This window comes from Bradyrhizobium sp. 160, from assembly GCF_023073735.1.
Taxonomy (GTDB): Bacteria; Pseudomonadota; Alphaproteobacteria; order Rhizobiales; family Xanthobacteraceae; genus Bradyrhizobium.
Genome location: NZ_JADPKD010000030.1, coordinates 118,965 through 138,290, shown reverse-complemented (window position 1 = coordinate 138,290; position 19,326 = coordinate 118,965). Strand labels below are relative to the sequence as shown.

General features: G+C 57.5%; 21 protein-coding genes and 2 pseudogenes. 9 read left to right on the top strand and 14 right to left on the bottom strand.

Features of this window, described 5'->3' with window-relative positions:
* From IVA98_RS36860 to IVA98_RS37225, 4 genes and pseudogenes are all read left to right on the top strand, one after another.
* Positions 1-363, top strand: coding sequence for a CoA transferase (locus IVA98_RS36860; RefSeq protein ID WP_253075103.1), 363 nt, complete (start codon positions 1-3; stop codon positions 361-363).
* A 29-nt stretch (positions 364-392) separates the two neighbouring features.
* Positions 393-869, top strand: coding sequence for a CoA transferase (locus tag IVA98_RS36855; RefSeq protein WP_346657710.1), 477 nt, complete (start codon positions 393-395; stop codon positions 867-869).
* 1,147 nt (positions 870-2,016) lie between these two features.
* Positions 2,017-3,393, top strand: a pseudogene (locus IVA98_RS37600) (aspartate aminotransferase family protein).
* Between the two features lie 386 nt (positions 3,394-3,779).
* Entirely contained in the window at positions 3,780-3,956 is a 177-nt protein-coding gene (locus tag IVA98_RS37225; RefSeq protein WP_346657709.1) for a hypothetical protein, read from the top strand.
* 1,593 nt (positions 3,957-5,549) lie between these two features.
* On the opposite strand, the gene IVA98_RS13045 is transcribed toward IVA98_RS37225, so the two are convergent.
* From IVA98_RS13045 to istA, 11 genes are all read right to left on the bottom strand, one after another.
* A complete protein-coding gene (locus IVA98_RS13045; RefSeq protein ID WP_247355007.1) occupies positions 5,550-5,999 on the bottom strand; it encodes an alanine racemase in 450 nt (149 codons plus the stop codon).
* Entirely contained in the window at positions 5,902-6,702 is an 801-nt protein-coding gene (locus IVA98_RS13040) for an alanine racemase (RefSeq protein WP_247355006.1), read from the bottom strand. Before IVA98_RS13040 ends, IVA98_RS13045 begins: the two co-directional genes overlap by 98 nt.
* Before the next feature lie 6 nt (positions 6,703-6,708).
* Positions 6,709-7,347, bottom strand: a complete 639-nt coding sequence (locus IVA98_RS13035; protein ID WP_247355040.1) for an FAD-dependent oxidoreductase — start codon at positions 7,345-7,347, stop codon at positions 6,709-6,711.
* Positions 7,348-7,388: 41 nt separating this feature from the next.
* The gene (locus IVA98_RS13030; RefSeq protein WP_247355005.1) at positions 7,389-7,670 is read right to left on the bottom strand and encodes a cupin domain-containing protein; all 282 of its coding nucleotides are present in this window, start codon (positions 7,668-7,670) and stop codon (positions 7,389-7,391) included.
* A 231-nt stretch (positions 7,671-7,901) separates the two neighbouring features.
* Positions 7,902-8,426 carry a SidA/IucD/PvdA family monooxygenase gene (locus IVA98_RS36850; protein WP_346657708.1) on the bottom strand — a complete coding sequence of 175 codons (525 nt, stop codon included), beginning with the start codon at positions 8,424-8,426 and terminating at the stop codon, positions 7,902-7,904.
* A complete protein-coding gene (locus IVA98_RS36845; RefSeq protein WP_253075102.1) occupies positions 8,389-9,072 on the bottom strand; it encodes a SidA/IucD/PvdA family monooxygenase in 684 nt (227 codons plus the stop codon). The genes IVA98_RS36850 and IVA98_RS36845 overlap by 38 nt, the downstream gene beginning before the upstream one ends.
* Before the next feature lie 24 nt (positions 9,073-9,096).
* Positions 9,097-9,441, bottom strand: coding sequence for a hypothetical protein (locus IVA98_RS13020; RefSeq protein WP_247355004.1), 345 nt, complete (start codon positions 9,439-9,441; stop codon positions 9,097-9,099).
* Positions 9,442-9,787: 346 nt separating this feature from the next.
* Complete coding sequence (locus tag IVA98_RS13015; RefSeq protein WP_247355003.1) at positions 9,788-10,282, bottom strand: hypothetical protein; 495 nt, start codon at positions 10,280-10,282, stop codon at positions 9,788-9,790.
* Positions 10,179-10,889, bottom strand: a complete 711-nt coding sequence (locus IVA98_RS37595; protein WP_524536372.1) for a class I tRNA ligase family protein — start codon at positions 10,887-10,889, stop codon at positions 10,179-10,181. The genes IVA98_RS13015 and IVA98_RS37595 overlap by 104 nt, the downstream gene beginning before the upstream one ends.
* An 898-nt stretch (positions 10,890-11,787) precedes the next feature.
* Positions 11,788-12,531, bottom strand: coding sequence for an IS21-like element helper ATPase IstB (gene istB, locus IVA98_RS13010; protein WP_247355002.1), 744 nt, complete (start codon positions 12,529-12,531; stop codon positions 11,788-11,790).
* 11 nt (positions 12,532-12,542) lie between these two features.
* Positions 12,543-14,075, bottom strand: coding sequence for an IS21 family transposase (gene istA, locus IVA98_RS13005; RefSeq protein ID WP_247355039.1), 1,533 nt, complete (start codon positions 14,073-14,075; stop codon positions 12,543-12,545).
* A gap of 837 nt (positions 14,076-14,912) precedes the next feature.
* On the opposite strand from istA, the pseudogene IVA98_RS13000 reads away from it, so the two are divergent.
* Together IVA98_RS13000 and IVA98_RS12995 are read left to right on the top strand one after the other, a co-directional pair.
* Positions 14,913-15,427, top strand: a pseudogene (locus tag IVA98_RS13000) (IS3 family transposase); the annotation flags it as partial.
* A gap of 94 nt (positions 15,428-15,521) precedes the next feature.
* Complete coding sequence (locus tag IVA98_RS12995; RefSeq protein ID WP_247355001.1) at positions 15,522-15,662, top strand: hypothetical protein; 141 nt, start codon at positions 15,522-15,524, stop codon at positions 15,660-15,662.
* Positions 15,663-15,703: 41 nt separating this feature from the next.
* Here IVA98_RS12995 and IVA98_RS12990 read toward each other — a convergent pair whose 3' ends face one another.
* Positions 15,704-15,985: a helix-turn-helix domain-containing protein gene (locus IVA98_RS12990; protein ID WP_247355000.1), complete on the bottom strand. Its 282-nt coding sequence runs from the start codon at positions 15,983-15,985 to the stop codon at positions 15,704-15,706.
* A gap of 433 nt (positions 15,986-16,418) precedes the next feature.
* Between IVA98_RS12990 and IVA98_RS12985 the strand changes: the two genes are divergently transcribed.
* From IVA98_RS12985 to IVA98_RS12980, 3 genes are all read left to right on the top strand, one after another.
* Positions 16,419-16,697 carry a DNA -binding domain-containing protein gene (locus IVA98_RS12985; protein WP_247354999.1) on the top strand — a complete coding sequence of 93 codons (279 nt, stop codon included), beginning with the start codon at positions 16,419-16,421 and terminating at the stop codon, positions 16,695-16,697.
* A 173-nt stretch (positions 16,698-16,870) separates the two neighbouring features.
* Positions 16,871-17,065, top strand: coding sequence for a transcriptional regulator domain-containing protein (locus IVA98_RS37590; RefSeq protein WP_524536370.1), 195 nt, complete (start codon positions 16,871-16,873; stop codon positions 17,063-17,065).
* A gap of 46 nt (positions 17,066-17,111) precedes the next feature.
* Positions 17,112-17,651, top strand: coding sequence for a DUF2285 domain-containing protein (locus tag IVA98_RS12980; RefSeq protein WP_247354998.1), 540 nt, complete (start codon positions 17,112-17,114; stop codon positions 17,649-17,651).
* A 217-nt stretch (positions 17,652-17,868) separates the two neighbouring features.
* Here IVA98_RS12980 and IVA98_RS12975 read toward each other — a convergent pair whose 3' ends face one another.
* Both IVA98_RS12975 and IVA98_RS12970 read right to left on the bottom strand, forming a co-directional pair.
* A complete protein-coding gene (locus IVA98_RS12975) occupies positions 17,869-18,777 on the bottom strand; it encodes a LysR family transcriptional regulator (protein WP_247354997.1) in 909 nt (302 codons plus the stop codon).
* A gap of 328 nt (positions 18,778-19,105) precedes the next feature.
* Positions 19,106-19,297: a hypothetical protein gene (locus tag IVA98_RS12970; RefSeq protein WP_247354996.1), complete on the bottom strand. Its 192-nt coding sequence runs from the start codon at positions 19,295-19,297 to the stop codon at positions 19,106-19,108.
* Between the last annotated feature and the right edge of the window lie 29 nt (positions 19,298-19,326).

Below are 19,326 nucleotides of genomic sequence, written 5' to 3'. Positions count from 1 at the left end.
ATGCCGAAGCCAGGAGAACTCGGCGAGCAAAGCGACGGGCGCGTTGCGCTTGTGACTGGAGGAGCGCGCGGGATTGGACTGGAGATCGTACGCCGGTTCTTGGTCGTGATGACTCACATTGCCTTTGGAGATGCCGTAGGTGGCTTGAACGGCTGCGCTGCAGTTCTGGTTGCGCTGATCCACGCTCGTACCACCGGGCGAGGGCAGTTCATTGATCTTGCGCAGATCGAATGCATGCTGCCGTTAGCAGCTCCATGGATCACGCTCCATTCGATCGACGGTGCGCCGCCGGTAAAATACGGCAATCGCCATCCGCAGTTGGTGCCACATGGCTGCTTCCGCTGTGCCGGTGAGGACAATTAGGTCATGATAGCCGCGACCGATCAGAACATGTGGCAGAGGCTTGCCAGACTCGTTGGGCGGCCAGACTGGGCCAAAGACGTTTCGCTGAAACTGCGGAAGCTCGCCGTGATAGCGAGGATTCGATCGAACAAGCGATCGTAGCCTGGACGATCACCCGCGATGCGGACCAGGCCATGTCAGAGTTGCAGGCTGCAAGGATAGCGGCCGGCGTGACCCGCCTGCCAATTGATCTGCTCAGTGATCGGCATGTCAAATCGCGCGGGTATCTGCAAGAGGCCGAACGCGCTTTCATTGGCCGGCATCCGCAGCCGTCCATGCCGATTCGGGAAGGTGACAGACCCAATGCAATCCGCACAGCGGCACCAACACTTGGACAGCATAACAGAGAGATTCTATCAGGGCTTCTTGGGCTTTTGGACACAGAGATCGCGCACTTAGCTAGGTATCATCGGCAGATGCTTTCCGAAGACGATCTCACAAGAACAGAGAAGGTATCACCAGTCTAATAGATTAGCACGACACCCGGTTGCCGAACGCTCCTCTTTCAGTCCAGCCAACCCGTTTGGCTAGAGAGATTGGTGGCCATGTTCACTGTTCCGCCGCAGGGCTAAGGCGCAACAATGCTCGATTGCATGAAGCGATGGGCGCGAACAAGACTGATCATCGGCTGTCCTTACACCAATATGATGTGGCCGTGATCGCTTGATGGCATCAAGCGCGGTGCGCACTTCAACAGTCCGAGCCGTGCGCTGAGCGGTGTGCGGTGCAGTTACACCAAGCCTCAGCGCCTATAGCCGTCGTCCATAGCCGTGCGGGGACTTCCGATGCAGGCTGCTTCTGATCCTCGAAGCGAATATGCCAGCTTGTACGTGTTCCAGATAGGCCGGGCACAAGCCTCTTCCGACTGCAGACAAGGCGATTGCGATCGCCCACTCGGACCGCGACGAATATGTTCTTCGTCCGGCCAAGTAGCGCAGCTCAGGCTCGTGATCCATATACTTCCTGCAAATTAGTTTGGACCCCTAAGAAGCCATCGGCGTGATGAGTAGATCCAGCTCGAGGGCAAACTCCGCAGCACGAAGAGCAAAGAAACTGTCGGCTGTCCGAATTGTCCGCCCTGCTGCAACGAGTACGCGAATCTTTTGTTAGTCGCCATCTTCAAACCGATGCTAACGAGACGTTTCCCATTAAAGGCCCAACTATCACCAGAGTAGGTAGTATCCAGATCTAACAAGAATGAATACGGTCAGCTAGCAACTCGCCGTCCGCTATGATGCAGCTAGTGGGATGGTATCAGCATAATCGCCACACGCGGCCGTCAGGTAATGCCATCTCCCACACCAATCAAGTCTTTGCGGCGCATGTGCCAGGCGCCTGCAAGCAAGCTGGTTACTGTGAGCCAGCGAGGATACGAGCGAGTACCGAACAAACATCGGGAAGAAATTGCTGAAGGGGGCGGCGGTCCGGCACGAAGGGCAGCTAATCTAGCTCAAGTGATGTTCCGGCCGCTGCGATGAGCAAATTGGCTCAATGTCACTCAAGAGACCCTCCGGCACTCACCGGAAGCCGAACAGGAGGGCCCGCATATTGGTGGCACTGCAATGGCTGTTGTGGGCCTACTCAGCACAAATTCAAGAAGGCAATGGGGACGTTGTGGGCCAAGATAACGCAGGTTCCAATACGGCGGCAGAAGTCTTGCGCGCTGGGAGGCGGTCCAACGAAAGCTTTGCCCGGGCGGAAAAGGTTTTCCCCGACGGCACCTCGCGGGTAACGATTGAGCGAGATCCAACTCCGCTCTACATTGAGCGTGGGATGGGCAGCTATGTGCTCGATGTCGACGGCCGCCGGTTTCTCGATCTCAATTGTAACTTCACGACGTTGATCCATGGACATGCCTTCGGCCCCGTTGTGGAAGCACTAACCCGTCAACTCCAGCGCGGCAGCTGCTTCGCAAATCCGACGGAGAGCGAGATTGAGCTCGCTGAACTACTTTGCGAGCGCATTCCGAGGACTGACCGTGTTCGCTTCGTTAATACCGGAACCGAGGCCGTGCTATTTGCGATCAAAGCTGCGCTGGCCTTCACTGGACGTTCGAAGATTGCCAAGCTCGAGGGCGCCTATCATGGCGCCTATGACTGGGTCGAGGTCAGTCAAGCGGCGACACCGGACGATTGGGGTGACGCCAACCAGCCCAACTCGACGGTCTTCTACCGCGGTATGCCTGCAAGCGTGCTCAATGAGGTGGTTGTGCTGCGCTTCAATGATGTTGAAGGCGCACGCCGCTTGATATCATAAAATGCGCACGATCTTGCCGCCGTCATTCTGGATCCGATGCCGAGCTGCGGGGGACTCGTTGCGCCGAAGCCTGAATTCATGGCCGCGGTGCAGGAATCTGCTCGCAAGAACGGGATTCTTGTGATCGCTGATGAGGTCCTCAATCTCAGGCAGAGCTTTCAGGGTGCTTCCGCACGTTACGGCCTTGTTCCGGACGTCATTGCGATGGGCAAGATCATCGGCGGAGGTTTGTCGATTGGAGCAATCGGCGGCCGCGAGGACGTAATGAAAGTATTCGATGCCGCAGTGGGTCGGCCACTGCTTCCGCAAGGCGGTACGTTCTCTGCCAATCCTCTATCCATGACAGCGGGGTTGGCTGCCATGCGTCATCTCGATCATGCGGCTTTTGCACATCTGGAGATCCTTGGGGACATTGTCCGGGACGGGATCGGCCGGGCCGTCTCGAACCTGGGCGCTCCGCTCTGTGTCACCGGTGCCGCCTCACTCTTCCGCATTCATCCGAGGGCGGAAACCCCGAGCGATTATCGCGAGATCTATCCCACGCCTGCCGGAGTAACTCTAATGAAGGAGCTCACACGCTTCTTTGCGGAGAACGGCATCATCCTGCCGTATGGTGCTGCCGCATCGATTTCGTCACCGATGACGCGTGCCGACGCTGAGTTCATCGTCGACGTGTTCGCAGGTTTTCTCGAGAGCCGTCAAGACATATTGGGCGCGATAGAGGCACGCAAGTGAACGACACGGCAGTGCTTTTCGGCAACATGCCGCTAGATTAACTTTGGCCAGAGTCTATGTTCGCCGTAACTTGCTTGGCGAGGCTCAAAGAAGGTATTCAGGCTCCGTCCGGGCTATAAGCCATGCGTGCCCCCTGGCGGCGACAGCAGCCAGCGAAGATGCGATTTGGTTCCCGTCCTCTAGGCGCGAGCTCGACGTCCTGTTTCACTGCACTTGATCGCACTAAAGCCCTGCATCCTCACATAAGGGCGTGGCGGTCTGCTTCCGCGGGCTGCAGCAAAGCCAACAACCTTTCTCAATTAAGCCGATCGGCAGGCCGCGCGCCTCTGCGGATCGTGGGGAATATCGAGTTCGATCTCGCGAGATACCTCGAGGATAGCTTCTGGATGTTGGCCATTCTCGCCGAGTGCGTATTTGAGCGCTTGCTTCCGGCTCGCGAACAAGCCGCCAAAAATGCCGTTCTGTTCGCGGACGACCCAGTTTCCGAGACGATTCTTGCCAACAAAGATCCTCGGTCCGGTGTAGCTTCCGGAAGGATATTCAACAAGCTTCATAACAATTGACCATGAGTTTGCAGCGTCATCATCTGGCAATCAATCGGCTCGTCATGAGCGGATCGGCCGCTGCGTGTTCTGTTGGTGAGACAGCTCGCCGTTTTCGAATGCGAGAAATAGCTGGGGAGGCCTACTAGTGTGCCGCCTTTGAGTTGTTCTGCTAGCTTCGATGCAGCACGGCGCCATGGGTCTGTGTCTGTTTAGATCTGCTGCACTTTTCTTGCACCCACAAGGTGCGCCGGCGAGCGCGACACTGAACGTTCGACGCCGCAGTGGTGCCAAGCACAAACTGGTCGTTGAGGTCGGGATTGTCGGCCTAGCGCGCTTGTTGCTTCCAAGCGCGAACTGCACCGCTCCGGCGAGGCACCCGTACGTGGAATTTGTGGGTGTTGGTGAAATAAGTGGATCATCTGTCCGGCTTGGCATCTGCAGCTCCGTTCTCGGGACGCTTCAGGAATGGCGGGATCCGTACCACGTTTAGATCACTGTCACCGCCATCTCGCATGATCGTTGCAGATCGCGGCAACCAATTGCGACGCTCTAGTCGCGAACCATTCGTCCTGAAGGCCAAATCTACAGCAAACACCGGGCAAGTCGCGCTACCAATTCTAGGGGAGGCAGGTCGCTTTCGTATTCGCTGGAAATGAATAAACGGTACCTACCGCATCAGACGTCTTTGCTTCTCTTCACCACCAGATTCAACATGCCGTCGCCTATGTCCGTCTGCCTTGCGAGCGTGTCTTTCAGAGGCCTTCAGAGTATGACCGTCAGTGGTGTTAAGTCATGCTACACTTCGTTTGATTATTGTGCTAAATCCGTACTCAGAAGCCGAAGGGTTCAGTGTCTTGAGGCCGGCCGGACGTACTTTTGCGCGAGCAGCGCCTCTCATCCTATATATCCTTCAGAACTTTTGAAAAATGGAGGAGTTGCAGACGTCATGATGCTCTGCATTGTTCAGGCGGAAGCCATAACCGGATATGCGATTTCTGAGAAAGATCGAATCGAAAGCGAACGCCTGGAAACCGTTGGAGCAGTCTAGGCGAACATAGTCATCGGTACGCGCCACACTCTGAACCTCGATGCCACAAAGATCATAGTACTACGGTTGCCCTCTCGCTGGTTGAAAACAGCGACAAGACCAGATCAAAGGGCGATTGGCAGACCACTGCAAGAAACTCTAGTGGGGCATCCATCGTACCAAGAAAATTGAATGGCAGTATACAAAGTATCCTTCCGTATCGCCTCATGATCTCATTGATCAGCCGCGTCCTTCAAGAATTTGTTTGCATCGCAGCGGATAACTGCCCCGTCCCCATGTTCTGACCGTCGTGCGCGAGGTGGGTTTATGTCGATGCCAAGGTAATCAGTGACATCATTTTTGACGCCGATGAGGCGGTAGTAACTACACCCTACCTCGATGATCAAATGGTATGGGGTCGAGCGCAGGAGATCGAGAAGAAAGAATCTCTCCCAGTCCTGGAAACTGGCGTACTTCAGGCGTGAAGTACCTCGGACGCATGAGGCGCATGCCTTCGGCGGCCAAGTAGATTGATCGATTGAATTGCTTGGATTGAGGGGCGGAGGAGGTCATCGGTCATCTCGTCAACACTGAACATAAAGCCTGCGGCACCGGGGTCCGATCCCGGTGGTCAGTTCATCGCTCAGCATATTCGCCGCTGAAGCCAAATCCTCCACAGTTTGCTCTGGGCAGATCAGATCCACCAAGGTGCCGGGCAGAGTCCAGCTTGTGGGCAGCTCTGTTACGTCGATGGTCATAAGGTCCATGGACACGAACCCGACGATTGCCACACGAGTACCACGTATGAAGACATGCCCCCGATTGCCCAGAATACGCGGAAATCCACCGGCATAACCGATAGATGCGGCGGCGACACGCATCCGTGTCTTCACCTTGTACGACATATGGTATCCGCTAGCTTCCCCATGCGTCAGTTCACGGCATTGAATGATCTGCGTTCGCAGACTGACGACTTGCGACGGCTTGAAGCAGGGGTGATCGGATGTGGAAAAGCCAAAAAATTCCTCCTCCAAGTCTTATGAGGTCGAAATGGAATTGGCGTCCGGCGAATAGTCCTGCCGAGTTCGAAAGAGAAAGAATAGCTTTCGGAAACAAATGGGTCAGTTTGCGAAAACGACGTAATTGTTGACGACTAACCTCATTTTTCCACTCTGCGCAAGCAAGCTGACTCATGAATAGCGCTGTGGTTAGTTCGGACAAGCCCGTTTCTTTCTCGGCGAGTGCCTGCAACTCATCCATGGGAAAACCCAGCCGAGGCAGGCCAGTATCAACGTGGATACCGGCCGGCAACGCTCGATTGCGACGTCGGCAATGCCGCAGCCATGCATCCAACTGTTGCCTGCTGTTCAGGATGGGCAATAAATCATGCTGCTCGGCAGCCGGCTCCATACCTGGCATCACGACGTGAAGCACGTAGATCTTGGCAGATGATGGTACCACAGAGCGTATGGCAATCCCTTCCTCGACATCGGCTACGAAGAAATGCGTGCAGCCAAGGTCAGCAAGGAACGGCGCTATACGTCCCGCGCCGAGACCGTAGGCGTCTGCCTTGACAACTGCGCCGCAACTGCTGCGGGGCGCAAGCGCCTGAAGTTTCCGATAATTGGATCGAATGGCGCCCAGATCAACAATCATGGTCGATCTCGAGGTCTCGCCATAACCGATGTCTGCGAGATCATGAGGGAGGTTTGGTTCGATATTGATCGTATCAGGCATAAGTTTTCACATCATGTCGTGGTGACGACACCGGGATACGGGGAATACAGGGACCTTATTGCCTCTTCCGCACATCCGGGCCCAAAACGAAACCCATTGCCTGCACCACGGCCAATAATTTGCAGACCATCTATTATCCAAGGTTTGAAGAAGAATATTGCTTGGTCCCTGCCGTATCCGTTTAATAGATGTCCGTTCGTACAGAGAGACTCCGGCTGCCTTGAGCCTTTGGGCCAGATCCTTAACAATGCGATCTACTGGACTGTAAGAACCCCGATCCAGTTCCACGGCCGTATCGCTTGGGACAGAGAAATGCGGCAGAGAGGAAAGCCTCTGCTTCAGTGCGGACGAGGTTGATGGGGGCGTGCCGCCCACGCTACTCAGACGCGCGAGCGCTTTGGGATTACGTGTCAGCCAAAACACGTCACAGTCGCGACCGACGGGCCAAAGCCCATGGGGATAGATCCCTTGCCAGAATTTCAAACTATGATTGATGAGCTGTCTTTCCCTCTCGTTACGACAGATGTCGATTTGGATGCCGGGCGCAAAGCGACTGGCGCCTGCCCCAAGGACATCTCGTTCGAAGATGACGACTCTGTCCCGCGGGCGATTGCTCGCTGCGATGAAGGCAGCGCTGAGGCCCATGACGCCGGCGCCAACGATCGCGAGGTCGTAAATCTCGTCCGTCATCGAGTTGCCATCCAGGAGATAGACAGGGCGCTTAGAATCTCGTTGGCGACATTTTCCAAATGATGGGTTCGATCTGGTCGCAGAAACACAAGGTCGCCTGCCTCGATTGGCAACGCGCCATCGTCTGTTATGACCTGGCCGTAGCCGCTCGTGATGCGCCAGATCTCCGTGGCAGGATGGGAATGGGGTGTCGAGGCGGCGAACGGATCCAGCCAGAATTCAATGAGCTGAACGGGGCAAGTGGTCTGGGGATCACCTAATCCTTTGATAGTCTGCATCAGTAACCAGGGCTGTAGATCGTGATGTCACCTAAGGTAATCAGCTGTGCATTCTTCATAAGGACTCTCAATCGACATGGGCCGGATCGCGGCACGCTGGCTGCTTGCTCGCCGATGAATGGGAGTCCTCGAAGCCCGAGTTATACCAGTCGACGACGCCCCGTGCAGGCCCGCAATCGTAAGCTATGCGGCCGATGATAGAATTGAGGACCGTCGAAGCGCGCCAAGGAGTCAAACTGAGATTTGTATCAGCGATGCCATGTTGAAAGCGCGCGACATTCTGTACGTACAAATGACAGTTTTCGGGGCCATCGAAACGAGCTGAGTAGTCCTTCTCAACCAGGATCTCTTGAGAGCCACCAGGCGCACTGGCACCAAGAACGAGGGGAGTTCGGTGCGATAGCCTGTGGCCAAGACGACAATATCAGCGACATGTTCTGGACAAATGCCTGTCATCTGTTGACGCAAGCCCAGAAGAAAGGGAGACACGCCGCTCAATTTCTCTGCCGTGGTGTCGACGCGTATTTGTACGTGAGTCGGGTAGGAACCTCGATGAAACTCGCGATCGTAAAGTGCGTTGTAGATGGCGCGAAGCGTCGAACAGTTGACGCCATCGCTGGCCAACGACTGTTGTTCGAGAAGCCGCGCCCGAGTAGAGCTGCCTCGCTCAAAGAACCAGCCACCATATTGCGGAACGAACCATTCATTGACGAAAGGACTATGCTCGCGCGCAAATATGTTTGCGCGGCGCGTCACCCCAAGTCAGGGATCCCAGCGCGCCGCATGCGCCACTCAGGAGATGAAGAAAGATTTCGGCGCCGCTTTGGCCGCCACCTACGATCACAACACGCTTGCTCGTAAGTTCGCGGCGTTGAGTGATAAGGGTGCCTGCGTGAAACACCTCATTCGGCGGTGCATTCCGGCCCCAATCAGGAATAGAGGGCACTCGACCCACGCCGCTGACGGTCGTATGCGTTTGATACCCGCGGCGGCTGGTTATGATACTGAAGGACTTGCCACGCAATTCGACTGCAACAACCTGTTCGCCGAATCGAACGTTGCCCAGCTTTTCCGCTGCCCATCGCAAATAATCGCCAAATTCGCTCCGGCTAACATGCTCCAGCCCACGGATGATCGCTTGATAAAGTCGCCGCTTTTCATGCAAGTAGGCGAGGAAGCTGTATGCGCTCGTCGGGTCAGCCGGTGTCACCAAGTCCTTTAGCGGGCTGGTTTGCATAACGGCGCCTTCTACGAGCAGACCGGCATGCCAGCTAACCGACTCTGACTTTTCGAGAATGTGGAGAGAAATTTCCGGAATCGGGGCCGAGAGCGCTGCCAAGCTTAAATTTGCCGGCCCTGCACCGATTGCGATGACGCCATAACTGTCGCTGTGCTTCAGCATCGCATGATCCCTACGAGGAGCCACTCAATGCTTCCGGTTGGTTGAGAACATATGAACTGCAAGAAGGACGCCATTCGCTGCGATAAGCATCATCATGCCGATCAGAAGACAATCGAAATTGCTGGCTTTCACAACTTGCCCAGCGACGTATGGAAAGCCGAACAGGCCAATAAAGTAGGAGAGCGTGAATACCTGAGAGGAAATGGCGAAAGCTGTCTCATCGATGTCTGCAATGTGGACAATCATACTATTCAGCGTCGAATAGCTGAGGCCGTATCCCAGCGCGAAGAAGGCCGCCCCGAGAATGTAAATGGCCGTAACTACCGACATTGAAGAAGAGAATGAATAGCCCTGCAACAGTGCATGCATGGAGAAGTGCGGCTACGCGTTCAAGGCGAAATCTTCCAATTATCGTCGCGAACCGGAAGAAGACGGCTGTCACCGCGAAGACCAAAAAGAATGTATCGGGAGACTGTGCTCGCGATGTGGCGTAGAGCGATTGAAACGTAGAATGACCGGCGAAAACGCAGGCGCCAATGCCGATCATGATGATCGGATATCGCGCGTTCGACTTGAAGGCTCTTACCACGCCTTTGAACGTCAGTCGTACAGCAGGCATTTTGATCTGAGGAGCTTGCGCCAGTGCCCTACCAGCGAACTCCAAAAGCATCGTACCAAGGATACATACAACGGCAAATAGAGCGTAAACTGCAATCTAGGATCCAATAGCCTCCGCAGCGGTTCGGGCCAGGGGGGCAGCGGGCCCGATGCCCAGCATTTGAGATCCTGAAAGTAAGGTGAGATACTTGATACGGGCTTCAGCTTGCACGTGACACATGACCTGAAGCGGCGCCAGGATATAGAATACAGACCATCCAATGCCGAGAAGAAGCCCGCCGATGTAGGCGAATAGCGGCAAAATCGATGCGGATGCGAAACATATCATTGCTGCTGCAATCATCGCCGCGGCAAAGGTGATGGTTCGCATCAAGCCTAGTAAATCCGCGATGCGGCCCGCTAGAAGGGAACTCAGGATTGTCGCGATCGTACCTGTTGAAATAACGGTCCCGGCGGTCGTGGTGCCTTGTCCAATGGACCGCAGAGCTTCAACGAGGAAGAAGCTTGAGCCATGGGACGCAGCCAAGCTGGCACTGCCAAGCATGAAGGGGATTGACACCTCCAACGAGACTGCACTGGGGAGTTTGTCCACGAGGGCGGTTTCCGGGGAGGGTGTCATGCCACGATCTTTCCTGGAAGGCTTTGCTCAATTCTACAGTCGCCAACCTGCGCCCCTCGATCTTTGGTACTGGTCCGCTTCGCTGGGAGGAGGGCGTCGAAGCGCATGCGGCCGCGTCGTGCCACGTCCGTAGAAGTCGGTCTGTTCCCGAAATCGAAAGATAGGCGGAGATGTTGTCCGTCCATTCTACGATCCGTCCTCGCCTCGATACTGGTTTCAGTGCTTCATCAGGTTCGAAATGATGGCCGCATTGTTCGCAGAAGAAGCTACCCGCAGATGCCCCGCAGACAGGACAAGTTGCACTGAGCCAGCCTCCAATGCAAAATCGCTCTTCTTTTGGTGTGGCAGCAGAGCCCGCATCGTCCACTGGCAAGCGCACTGCGCGGAAGTGTAGGGAGCCAGCTGCATATAACGCATCCATCAGGGCGTTGCTGACGTCCGCAAAGCGCTGCAGATTGCTGCCACGCGCTGGATCGTCGAAATGATCGAAAACGATCCCGACCGAGGCGAGATCGTCAAGAATCTTGACATGGAAGCCATGTGCCATGTCCGACGGGTCGAGCCGCTCGGACCAGAACATGGTTCTCGAAACCGTCGGTCGTAAGCCCAGAACGGACATGATGTCCTGCCCGCTTCAGGTGCCTCTGTAAAGCATCGATTCTGAGAAATGGTCCAGCGGCGTGCCCAAGATGTGCTCTGCCATTGGCTGTCAAGTTGGCGGGGGAAATATACACATCAGCAGGATGCGGATTGGCTACATCTATCCGCGAAGTAGTTGGGCTTCTGCTCATGTGGAATCATCCATCCATCCCACAGATCATTCCACGAAGACATGATGACGCGTGTCAGCGGCATGAGAGCCGTCACGCATCATACGTCAGATGCTCGATGCAAAACGTTTTCTTCGTGTAAATGGACCAGCGTTCGCTTTGAGATCAATTACCAGAGTTGTAGTTGATCGGAGCGTATCTGGTGATGAAGGTGCAGTCGGGGCGGCGGCTTTCCCCTCCTTCGCCGACCGCCATTGCGATGGGCTCCTTACCTCCTGGTTAAGTTGGCGAGCTCATAACGACAGATGGCGGTTACGCCGGATCTCAGAGCGTCCGATCGCCTTCGGCCCGGCGCCGATCGCCCGCCAAGCATTGACGTGCAGCGCAATCCAGTCAGCCACCGCTCGCGACCAGCGCGCCCCGGCAAACGTGCGGTTGGATGCTCCAGCATGCGGATTCCGACGAAGTCGCCCGGGTGTACCGATATGAAGTCGCTCGGGGATTCCGAGACGATGTCGCCCACCTTTCCGATTTGATCTCGCCCGGTGACGAGGCGTTCTGGCGGTAGCTTCTCTGGCATTTGGCGAGCCGCGTGGTCAACCTGGAATCGCGGCTTGAACTTCTTCTGCTTTTGTTGCGGTTGCTGTGGGCATGTGGGCAACGCCTGGCGTTGTCCAAGCGAAGCGGCATGTCCACAGCGTTACGGGCTCAGGTTTTTCGGGCGGATTGCCGAGTTCGGCGCAGGCTCTCGCCGGTGAGATCGAGCCGATGGGCATTATGGACGAGGCGATCGAGCACCGCGTCGGCGTAGGTGGGATCTCCAATGAGCACATGCCACTGGTCCATGGGGAGCTGGCTGGTGACGATGGTGGAACGGTGACCGTAGCGATCTTCGAGGATTTCCAGGAGGTCATGACGGGCACCGGCATCGAGCGGTTCGAGCCCCCAATCATCGAGGATCAGCAGATCGACACGGCCGAGGCCGCGCAATAGGCGTGGATGGCGGCCGTCGCCGCGGGCAAGCGCCAGATCATCGAACAGCCGCGGAACACGTTGATAGAGCACGGAGCGATTGTCACGGCAGGCCTTGTGGCCGAGCGCCGAGGCGAGCCAGCTTTTGCCGACGCCGGCCGGGCCGCAGATCAGCAGGTTGGCATGGTCGTCGATCCAGCGTCCTTCGACAAGCTTGGCAAACAGTGGGCGGTCGAGGCCGCGCGGGGTGCGGTAGTCAATGTCCTCGACGCACGCCTGCTGGCGCAGCTTGGCGTAGCGCAGGCGAGTGGCGAGCCGTTTGTCGTGCCGCAGCGAGGCTTCACGTTCGAGTAGCAGAGCAAGCCATTCGGCGTGACCGAGGCTGCCAGCCTCACCGGCAGCTTCGATGTCGGCGAAGGCCTTGGCCATGCCGTGGAGACCGAGGGCGTTGAGGCGGTCGAGGGTCGGATGTGTGAGCAAGGGATGATCTCCTAATTGTAGTAGCGCGGTCCGCGGATGTTGGCATGCAGGATCGGCGCATCGTCCGCGGAGCGCTGGTGAGCAGGACGCCGATCGAGATTGTTGGCAAGGATCGACTTGACCGAGCCATAGGTGCGCGCGCCGATGTCGATCGCCCGCGCAGCTGCCGCGTCCAGCCGTTCGCGCCCATAGGAGGCGGCGAGCCTGAGGATGCCGAGGCAGGCGCGGAAGCCTTGTTCGGGGTGCGAGCGCTCGTCGAGAATGAGGTCGCACAATGCGCTGGTCGCCGGGCCGATCGCGGCGGCGTCCTGACGGATGCGCACGATGGTCCAGCCGGCGTAGCGGCGATGGCTGGAGGCCATGTGCTCCGGCACGGTGGTGTGCTTGTGATTGCCACTCATGCGCTGATGCGCGGCAATCCGCTCGCCCTTGTGGAAGATCTCGACGGTGCGGGAGGTGAACCGCACCTCGACCTCGGCACGCGCGAAGCGATGCGGAACGCTGTAATAATGCTTCTCCACCTCGACGTGGTAGTCGAGGCTGACGCGGGGGATCCGCCACTCCGCGAGGACGTAGGGGCTTGCCGGCAACGGCTTGAGCGCCGGCCGATCGATCTCCTCGAGCAGCCGGCGGCGCGTCACGCCGAGCCGTCGGATCGGCCGCTCCTCGTTGAGCCTGGTGAGCAACTCGCCGATCGCTGCGTTGACCTCAGCGAGGCTGTAGAAGACGCGGTGGCGCAGGCGGCCGAGCAGCCAGCGCTCGATAATGAGGACGGCCTGCTCGACCTTGGCCTTATCGCGCGGCTTGCGCGGTCGCGCCGGCAAGACGGCCGTGCCGTAATGCGCGGCCATCTCCGCATAGGTGCGATTGATCTGCGGGTCGTAGAGGCTCGCCTTGATGACTGCGACCTTGGTGTTGTCGGGCACCAGCAGCGCCGGGACGCCGCCGATCGCCGCGAAGGCGCCAACATGGGCGCTGATCCAGTCGGCGAGCCCCTGCGTCCACGTCGCCTGCGCGTAGGTGAAGCTCGAGGCGCCGAGCACGGCGACGAAGATCTGCGCCGTCCTCCGCTCGCCGGTGAGGCGGTCGACCACCACCGGCACGCCGTCGCCCGCGTAGTCGACGAACAGCTTGTCGCCGGCCGCGTGCGCCTGGCGCATCGTCACCGACAGGCGTCCCTCCCAGGTGCGGTAAAGCTCGCAGAAGCGCGAGTACCGGTATCCGCCGGGCTCGGCGCCGACGTATTCCTCCCAAAGGATCGACAGCGTCACGTGCTTGCGCTTGAGCTCGCGGTGCACCGCCGCCCAGTCGGGCTCGGCGATGCGGCGATGACCCTGCCGGTTACCGTTGCCGGTCTTGGCAAACAGGCGGGCCTCCAGGGCCGCGTCCGTGAGTTCGTCGGGCAACGGCCAGCTCAGGCCTGCGGCCTCGAACCGCCGGATGGTCAGCCGCACTGTCGTGGGCGCCGCGCCCATCCGCCGAGCAATCTCGCGGCTCGGCAGCCCAGCCGCCTTCATCCTGATCACATCGCGCACACGGCGCATCGCAAGCCTCTCCGTCGGCATCCAGGGTCCCCCTTCGCAAAGCCGAAAGGGGGACCCTAAGGGAGCCAGAAGAGGCCTCGTCACCCGGGCGACATCATCCCGGAACGGTGGGCGACATCATCTCGGAATGGGTGGGCGACTTCAAATCGGAAAGGTGGGCGAGATCATCTCGGAATGCTGGGCGACATCGAGCGGAATCCGCACTCCAGCAGGCGAACGAAGACATGGGCCAGCCGCTGCGCGCCGTCGCGGGCGTCGAACACCGGCACCTTGTCACCCGCGAAGCCACGAACAACTTCTCTCCAGGCCCATGCGCCCCGAGATCATCTCGCTCCAGTCCGATAGAGGTTGCAGAATCGGCTGTAGCCAGCCGTCGGGGTGCTCCGCGCGATACTCATCCATACTGTAGATGCATCGTCAAAAGCATGCATTTTACAGCTCGTTGGGCCGTCATATAGGACAGGTTGAAGGCGGCTGGGGCCAATCTAAGGGAGCGACTCTCGAATGAAAAATTGGCTTTTGTAACCGCGAGCGCCGTGGCGCTTGCAGCGGCGGTACCCACTTTCGTCCATTGGGTTGCCGCGCAAACCGGTCGACACCAACGCATGGGTAGCCAATACACACTACCCTCAATGCGATGAGCTGCCCTTGGACGGGTTCTGCGACCTAGTTTCTGTATAGGCGCCCGGAATTGTACGGCGCCAGGAATTGAGGACTGATCAACCTTTTGAGAAAGGAGGCTCGCGTTCATCAGGGCTGGCCGTCACACGTGTGAGACAAATTGACGGTTTCGCCGAATGAGGGATTTCTGGTTCATCGTAGGCACCAGAAGCATCGATGAAACAGAAATCCGGACCGGGCAAAGCGCCGGCGGAACAAGTACCGAAGGACATTCGGCGCCAGAACACACCGGCAGTATTCTGCGGAAGAGAAGATGCTATCATCTTGGAAAGAATGCCGGGGCGAGGAGAATATCTTTAGAGCTCTGCCGGCGCGGGGGCATTGCCGCCTCGATGTAGTATGGCGGGCCAAAGGAGTTCGTGGGGTGCGGCAACTTCTGGCGAGATGAAAGATCTGCGTCTTGAGACGACGGCGCCAAAGGAAATCGGTGGCCGACCTTACGCTGGGGAACCGGTCGCCCAAAAAGGCATGAACGGGGATGGGGGAGGGCGAGGCATGAGATATCCTGCGTCCGAGGAAAAACCGATCATTTAGCTGGTGGAGCAATCGCATTTCTGGCCAGGCGGGACAATCTTGGTATCCCACGCGCCACATTCTATCGCTGGTATGAGGGTTACCGGGAGAGCGGCAGCGACATGCTGACCGATCATCGATTTCGACCGGAGCGGGTCTCGGCGAAGACGAGGACTGGCTGTCAGACGCCGCTTTTATAATGGACCCCGAGGACGGCCTCATCTGGTCTTCGGTCTCGGTGACCACGACATCATGGCGTTCACCGACTACGGCAGCGAGAAACTGGTGGAGCTCATCAGGATACACAAGGACAACCTGAACTCCTCAAGCGGTGACATCGGTGGATCCATTGTCCGCCCCGGTGAGCTTGCGGCAGTCGCTAAATTGATGTGAGCGGCTTGGGCAGCAAGTACAAAGCTCATGCGTGAGGAGTGTCATTTCTTTCTGCTACGTGGGGGTAGGGGCTTTCGACCCTTACGCAACGGCTTGGGAGCCATCGCCCCTTTGGGTGGCTGAAGAAAGAATTCAGACAAATGAACCCCAAGCGTTTCCGCGATACGATCGAGAAGATCGATTGTCGGGTTCTCCGATTGCTGCTCGATACCGCCCATATAGGAGCGGTCGATCTTGGCATCGTATGCCAATCGCTCTTGCGAAACACCGCGATCTACGCGGATCCGGCGCACATTCCAGGCGACAAGCGCACGAGCTTTCATGCGCTAAAGCAGCCATTCCGACGGCAATCAAACCACTGGCTATAACCATACTATTGCGGTACGTTCGCCCAAAATGCAGATGAGCAGAGTCCGCGCGTAATCCGAATGAAGGAGCGGTACTGGATTCAGATGGCGCGCCGAATCAGCCTGTGCTGACGAGCACGACGAGCTGCGTCCCATTTCGCCACTAGATTCGAAAGGCTGGACGACAGTTCTGCTGATCGAGCGGAACGGACTGCGATCAGATGCATTCGGACGATGGTCGGAGCGAACGAATTGATGGGAACGACGGCAGTCACCGCTGTTAGGTATTCATTGACTTTGGCAAGAATGCTCCTGAAGGCCGCGACAATCGGCTCTCTACGAAAAGGTTCTGAATACGGCTACCGTCCCTAAAATCATAGGCTTCTCAATCTGGTAGGACTTTCAGGCCGTGCCGTCCGATCCCAAGATCGCAGATTTCCCGCCTAACGCGCCGCAGCTCACGCCCTATGACGAGCAACATGCCGTCACGTATATGCGTCTGCTGGATGCCGAGGCCGATAACGCTGATTGGCGAGAAGTTGCGCGCATTGTGCTTGGTATTGATGCCACCCTGGATCCGGATCGCGCCCGACGTATCTTTGAAAGCCATCTGGCTCGCGCCAAGTGGGCGGCACGTCATGGCTTTCGGCAGCTCCTGCAGCGCGGTTGGCCGAAGAGTGAGGAATAAGTGCGTTCGAAACGGATGTCCCTTCTGGTGATGACCGATCGCAAAATTAGATCGTCATATCGCGCAAACTGCATCAATCGCGAAGACCTGCATTGGGGCAACCAGAAATAGTCACATTCGTCGGGCTGCAATTCCCTGCATGTGCGTTATCAACATACGGGGAAAGTGGTGCGATGCCAGGTGCTGACTGGAGATCAGAGAAGGCCTATCCCGATGCGAACAAAGCAGGGGCCGCGGGCATAGCTTGGGAGTGGCTACGCCGCAACGGCGAGTACCAACGAGACTATTTGGCTCTCGCCATGAGCGAACGATCGGACGCGATGCCGGACCATTTCCGGCAGCAGTGGGGACTGTCTTTTCGCAGCTGATCCGCAAAAGACCTTCGACCAACAAGCCATTTTCTGGGCGCCCGAGGTGCTCGCGACCGTGCTGCCCTTGCGCGCGGCTGTCCGCTCGGCAGCGTCGTACGATCTGGATTTCAGAAAATTGGCGGGCAGCGAGCTTCGCCATGCGCCGGATGGATGGCATGCCATCGTGGCGCTCGGAGGAGCAAAGCATCGCCTGTGGCTAACAGAACTTCCACCGAGCGGCTCCTCGCTTGCCGTCGACCTGCCGTTCGACGGCAGTTTCGAGGTTCGTTTGCGGGCAGCACATCGTTTTTGGCTGGCGCTCGAACGGCGCCCCATCGGACCACCGCCTCTGACGCTGCCAATCTTGACCCGCCGTCGGCTCATCCTCGCCTTGCGTGCGGTCGATGGGTCGTTGGAGGGACACAGCTATCGCGAAATCGCGCAAGGCTTGTTCGGCAAGCATCGCATTTCCGATCGCGGCTGGAAAACGCACGATCTGCGCAGCCGGACCATTCGCCTGGTCAAGACCGGGCTGCTTCTGGTGCGAGGCGGCTATCGCGCCTTGCTCCGTCGCAAGCGTAAAGGCGAGGGCGACCCGTCCTGAGCTTTGGCTGATCGGCTAGCCCGTATCTTACAAAACCATCATAGTCGGCCGGTTTGAACGCGTTTTGACAGGGCGGGGGTAACGTCTTCACTTGCAGGCTGGCCGCGGTGCTCGCAAAATGACGAGCTCGCCGGCAATCGGAACAGTCAGCATGTGCAAATGGACACGCTAAGATTCCAAAGATTGATCAAACGTCTGCCATCACGCAAATACGCGATTAGGCGGCTTCCGGAATCGCGGCCTTCTTACAGAGCCGCGCGACCCATCGGCAAAAGGCGCGAGCGACTTCGAGATTGTCACTTCGGTCCAACGCATAGGCCCGATATTGCATGCCGCTTGAAGTACGCGATCCCGGTATGACATGGAGTGCCCCTGTACGCACGAGATCGCTGACAATGATTTCCGGCGCCACCAGCAGGCATTTTCCGGTTATGACGGCGGGCAAAGCAAGGTAATTATGATCGTATCGCGCCCCCGACTTGATGTCCTTCGCGGTCAGGTTCATGGCTCTGAGCCAGGTGGGCAGTATGTCGGGCCGCGATGTGATATTCAGAATTGGCATTGAACGGGCAGTGGAGAGCGTTTTTCCCATGACGTGATTTGGAGAGCCTACGCATACGAGCATCTCATTGTAGATCGCCCAATCGTCGGCCGGTTCAGCGACACAAAGATCGCGAGTAAGCAGGATGTCGAAACTGTCGGAGGATCTCGGTGGAGACAATGAACTGATCACGTCGACGACGACGCCGCCCATCTCGGCAGAGAACGCCTGGAGATTGGGTATCAGGAAGGAGTAGGCGAAGGTGGAAAGAGAGGTGTGGACTACGATTCGATTGGCGTCCGTTCGGTTCCTCCGCCGCATTCTCTTCGCGGTGAAACACACTGTATCAAGCGGTTCGGCCACGGCGTTCGCAAAGAGCCTTCCAAATTCTGTCAATTCACTGCGTCGGCCCCGCCGTTGAACGAGATCCGTGCCAAAGTAGTCTTGCAACACAGCCAAATAGCGGCTGACCGAGCTCTGTGTCGTTCCCAATGTGCTCGCCGCACGCGTGACGCTTCCCTCGCGCGCAATGGTCACAAAGACCCGGATAGCATTGAGGGGCACTTCATTGTGTTCGGCAGCCATTTTCTGCTCCGGTAGCTTCTGGGCCTCCCTGATTGTCACGGCGGGCCATTGCCAGAAGCTCCATCACATTATTCGATGTCTATAGCCGGATTGCCGCTTATAAGTGATATCTCGCGCACAAAATCTGCCTTCTCGAGGATTCGGGCGATCTGGCTCGGCGACTTCGATTGCTGGCGACGGCTTTCTAAGAGGTGATCTCCAGCTGCCGGCAAGGGGAATGACTGCTGATGTCGGGATCGACATCGAGGGCCGTCGAGATGACAGGCCCGAGACTTCTTAGGTGCGTTCAGGATTGCGTGCGAATCAGAGCTCGCTGCTGAGTGCCGTCTCAAAATCTCGCTGGCAGGCATCGGTTCAGCGTTTGGCGAAGGAAGCGAGCTTCAGCCGCCTTGGCCTCTTCCATCTTCTGGATTCTGAAGATCTCATCCACCGGCAGAATATCCTTGTGGACATTCTGGACGCCACCATCCGCGATGATCCGGCGGAAGGTCTCCTGCAGCACGAATGCCGTAATTGCCATAAATCATCATGCGGATGTTGCCGAGCATT